We start from the raw sequence: 4,699 nt of genomic DNA, 5'->3' as shown, positions 1-4,699 counted from the left end.
TTAATTCAATTAATGAAGGAATCATCTCTAAAAAGAAAGAAGAAGTAGAAGAAGTTACAACTAAGATTTGTCCATATTGTAAAGAAGAAATAGATATAGAAGCAACTAGATGTCCTCATTGCACATCGAAATTAGAAGAAGCTGAGTCATAGTTAATTATTAATTTAACTCTGGTCTTATTAGATCAGAGTTTTTTAACTGTTAAAAATATACTTTTTATCATCTTTAATTAGATATAAAAATAAATTATCATACGTAAACGAATATTCATTATTCCTTGATGAACTTAAGAATTTTTCTAAAAATAGTAAAAAGGCAGTATCATGAAGTCAATCTTAATAATAAATAGAATAATATTAGTTAGAAGTAACAATACTTAAATTAATCAGTTAAAATAAAAATATTATTGTTATCGATCCATATCTGATTTGAAATATAGAATAAATTGATATTTATTAAATGATAATCAATCATAAATCACGCGCAAAAAAATACGATTGATTTTACGCGTGAAAAAACTACGAATAAATTAGCGATACTTATATGTTGATGAATATTTTTACTTTTCAAAATAGTTTTATCTCATTATGATAACATTTACTAAAATATTTATTATATATAAAGATAGTAACAAATATCTGATTTTTCAATGTTGTTAAGCATAAAAGTTTCTTTGTTAGGTTTGCAATTCATATATAAACAGTTATTTATATGGTGATTCTATTGGCTAAATAAAAAAATAATATATTTTTAAGTATATATCCGTAAAAAAATAAAAATTGCGGATTTTTACTTAAAAATGATATTGTTTAGTGTATAGAAACGGCTATATGATAAAAAGAATAGAAGAAAAGGAATTATATTTAACATCTAAGAATTATTCTTTTTTAGAAGTTATAACTATAGAATATCGTTATGCTATATATACTTTAGATTCGGTTTTTATTAGTATTCTTTGACAGATGTTATAGCGGATCTGCCATGTTATTACAAGCAAAGATGCTAATAAAATAAAGGATGCTAAAATTAAACAGTATTTTATTACAAAAGATTTTTTAGATCAGGGTAAGGAAAAAATTCGTAATTAAATTAAAACGGTTATTGTCACATAAATGAATATAAAAACTAAAGAGGTATAATGCCTCTTTTAAAGGTTTATTGGGTTTGTAATTTATATATACGATTATCTATATGTTGATTTTATTGACTAACTAAAAATAAATGATATACTTATTTTAGTATATATCCGTAAAAAATTAAAAATTACGGATTTTTACTTAAAGAAAGGTGATAATATGATAATGTCTTATAGCCAATGTATCGAGTTATATAAAAGCGATTATATGATAAAAAAAAAGATAAAAGAAAAGAAATTATATAAAATTGAAAAGGGTATATATTCAACAACTAAGAATTATTCTTTTTTAGAAGTTATAACTGTAAAATATCCGTATGCTATATTTACTTTAGATTCGGCTTTTTATTACCATTCTTTGACAGATGTTATACCAGATAAGTATCATGTTATTACAAGTAAAGATGCTTATAAAATAAAGGATGCTAAAATTAAACAGTATTTTATTACAAAAGATTTTTTAGATCAGGGTAAAGAAAAGAAAAAAATTCATAATATAGAAATCAATATTTATACCAAAGAGCGCTTATTGATTGAATTAATTAGATATAAAAATAAATTACCATATGATTATTATAAAGAAATTATCGATTCTTATAGAAAAATCATTCATGAGTTGGATATTGAGTTGATTGAAGAATTAGCGATAGCTTCACCAAAATGTCAAATGGTACTAAATATAATTCAAATGGAGGTGTTTTAGTGGGATATTTAAATGAACTTATTATTAAAGTAAAAGAAGAAGGATATGATGATGAAAACGCTGAAGCAAAAGTATGTCAAGATATCATTTTAAAAGCAATTTCAAATAGTTCTCTAAAAAATAATGTTACTATTAAAGGTGGCGTTGTTATGAGAAGTATATCTCATAACATAAGACGAGCTACACAAGATATCGATATTGATTTTATAAGATATTCTCTAAGTGACCAGTCAATTATTAAATTCATTTCTAAATTAAATTGTGTAGTTGGGGTGAATATCAGTATAAAAGAAAGAATAGATGAATTAAAACATCAAGATTATCATGGAAAAAGAGTTTATATTCATATAGAAGATGATTCTGGAGATTATATAGATAGTAAGCTTGATATTGGAGTACATAAAGATTTGAGTATTATTCAAGAGGAGTATTGTTTTGATGTTTGTTTAGACGATAGTGGTGTAAGTTTATTGATGAATTCAAAAGAGCAAATGTTTACAGAAAAATTACGATCACTATTGAAGTTTGGAACTTTTTCTAGACGATACAAAGATATTTTTGACTTATATTATTTAAGTGATAAAGTGAATACAGAAAAACTACTTAATTGTTTTAAAAAATATATATTTATGGATTCTGGAATGAAAGAAAATAATATGGAAGATATTATTCGTAGAGTTAGTACAACATTGAATAATAGAGCTTTTCAAAGTAGACTAAATACATCTAGGAGAAATTGGGTAAATGTAGATATCAAACAAATAGTAGTTAAATTAATCATGCTATTGGAAGATGTTAAAACAGAAACTGCGATTAGTATGAATTAGGAATAAAATTAGATAGAGTTGTAGATGTACTATTTTTAGAGTGGAAAACGTTTAATCTAAAAAGAGGATTGAAAATCAATTTCCTCTTTTTATTTTACTTATGTTTTTCAATCCATTCCTCTGTTTTTTCAACGCTGTTTTTAGCGTTAGGAAAAAACTTGTGAATAACTTTCAAGATTCCTACTGTACCACCAAGAGCACATCCGATAATTACAGGAACTAAGATAATTGATGATAAGTTTGACATAATTTAAACTCTCCTTTTGATTAAATATTTTTTGATAAAATGTTTAATAATTGTGGATAATCGTTATTTCTTTGGAAATTCTATGATATCAAAAATCAATTTAACGGTTGTTATAGTAGATGCCTTCATGATTTTAAAAACTGTTTTTAACATATTTTCATCTCCTTAAAATATAAATTATCTAGTTTTAAATGATACGTTTAATAAGCTGAAAACTCTTTTTTACACTAGTAATTAGAACTATTAGACTTAGTGCTGTAATCAACATGATCACTGGTACCATCCAAATATCCGATAAGTTTATCAATTTAACCGGATTCATTTGCCTTACCTCCTTTATCCACACAATGTATTTTAATCAACAAATGTTGTTTTATTTTTACAGTTTTAGTATAATCCTTATAGGAATTAAAACAATCATCAATTTTCATCAACATGTAAGTTAATCAACATTTGTTGTAAAAATGTTGGTTAATATGACAAAAATAATTAAATTGTTGACTTTGGAGGGATCATAAAATGGGACAAGATGCACGTGTTAGATATACGAAAATGATTATTCGCGTTAATTTCATTTCTTTGTTGAAACAAAAACCAATTAATAAAATTACGGTAAAAGAGCTTTGCGAAATGGCTGAAATCAATCGAACTACTTTTTATAAATATTATCTAGATATTTATGATTTAATGGATAAAATAGAAGAAGAAATTTTAGAAGAATTACATGAAACAATGAGAAGTTCTATTTTAGATGGTATTGATAAAACTTTAATTAAAGTACTTGAAAAAATGAAAGAAAACGGGTCATTATATATAACATTATTTTCAGAAAATGGTGACACTAAGTTTCCGTTAAAAATCTTTCAAATGTGCTATGCTGAATTTTCTACTTATATCAATGAACAGTTTCCTCATTTATCTAAAACTAAGCAAGCTTTGATTTATGTATATACTGCTCAAGGTAGTAGTGGGATATTAGATTATTGGATCAATGATGGAATGCAAGAATCACCGAAAGAAATTGCATCATTTATTACGCAATTGATTACTAACACATTAAAATCTTCAATATCATAGATTTGTTATAGGATATTTTCATATATGCTTCTTTTTTAGCATATCATTTGCAGAAAAATTATAGTTAAGATAGAATAATGTCAAATATAAAATAAAACTATTTTGAAGGAGGGATAGTGTGGAAATATTTTGGGGTGTCATGATACCGTTTATTGGAACAGCTGCTGGTGCTGGCTGTGTCTATTTCATGAAAGATAAAATGAGTAATATGCTTTTAAAAGCGTTGTTAGGATTTGCTTCAGGAGTAATGGTAGCAGCTTCAATTTGGTCGTTATTGATTCCAGCAATGGATATGTCTGAATCACTTGGAAAGTTGGCTTTTATTCCGGCTGCAGTTGGTTTTATGATAGGAATTTTGTTTTTATTACTATTAGATCATGTGATTCCACATATGCATTTAGATAATCAAGAAGAAGGTCCTAAAAGTCATTTAAAGAAAACAACGATGTTAGTTTTAGCGGTGACTTTGCATAATATTCCTGAAGGAATGGCTGTTGGTGTTTTATTTGCCGGGTTAGTAGCCGGTAGTGAAGGAATTACATTTGCCGGAGCAGTGGCTTTATCTTTAGGAATTGCGATTCAAAACTTTCCTGAAGGAGCAATTATCTCTATGCCATTAAAGGCTAATGGATTATCTAAACACCGTTCGTTTTTATACGGAGCATTATCAGGAATTGTTGAACCAATTGGAGCAGCAATAACAATTATGT

The 4,699-nt window shown here is 26.1% G+C and carries 6 protein-coding genes; 4 read left to right on the top strand and 2 right to left on the bottom strand.

All coding sequences use genetic code 11. The annotated features are described in order from the left end of the window. The first annotated feature begins 1,301 nt into the window (after nucleotides 1-1,301). Nucleotides 1,302-1,838: a hypothetical protein gene (locus tag J7M77_RS14805; RefSeq protein ID WP_296879956.1), complete on the top strand. Its 537-nt coding sequence runs from the start codon at nucleotides 1,302-1,304 to the stop codon at nucleotides 1,836-1,838. Continuing rightward, the gene (locus J7M77_RS14800) at nucleotides 1,838-2,665 is read left to right on the top strand and encodes a nucleotidyl transferase AbiEii/AbiGii toxin family protein (protein ID WP_296879955.1); all 828 of its coding nucleotides are present in this window, start codon (nucleotides 1,838-1,840) and stop codon (nucleotides 2,663-2,665) included. Before J7M77_RS14805 ends, J7M77_RS14800 begins: the two co-directional genes overlap by 1 nt. A gap of 94 nt (nucleotides 2,666-2,759) precedes the next feature. Here J7M77_RS14800 and J7M77_RS14795 read toward each other — a convergent pair whose 3' ends face one another. Then, the gene (locus J7M77_RS14795; protein ID WP_296879953.1) at nucleotides 2,760-2,912 is read right to left on the bottom strand and encodes a hypothetical protein; all 153 of its coding nucleotides are present in this window, start codon (nucleotides 2,910-2,912) and stop codon (nucleotides 2,760-2,762) included. Nucleotides 2,913-3,099: 187 nt separating this feature from the next. Beyond that, entirely contained in the window at nucleotides 3,100-3,234 is a 135-nt protein-coding gene (locus J7M77_RS14790; protein ID WP_296879952.1) for a hypothetical protein, read from the bottom strand. Nucleotides 3,235-3,431: 197 nt separating this feature from the next. Here J7M77_RS14790 and J7M77_RS14785 point away from each other — a divergent pair, with 197 nt between their 5' ends. After that, nucleotides 3,432-3,989 carry a TetR-like C-terminal domain-containing protein gene (locus tag J7M77_RS14785; RefSeq protein WP_296879951.1) on the top strand — a complete coding sequence of 186 codons (558 nt, stop codon included), beginning with the start codon at nucleotides 3,432-3,434 and terminating at the stop codon, nucleotides 3,987-3,989. 118 nt (nucleotides 3,990-4,107) lie between these two features. Beyond that, on the top strand, nucleotides 4,108-4,699 hold a 592-nt coding region (locus J7M77_RS14780; protein WP_296879949.1), incomplete at its 3' end, for a ZIP family metal transporter.

Source organism: Thomasclavelia sp. (assembly GCF_017889095.1).
Lineage (GTDB): Bacteria > Bacillota_I > Bacilli_A > Erysipelotrichales > Coprobacillaceae > Thomasclavelia.
The sequence above is the reverse complement of the archived record's forward strand: the minus strand, read 5'-3'. Positions and strand labels throughout refer to the sequence as shown.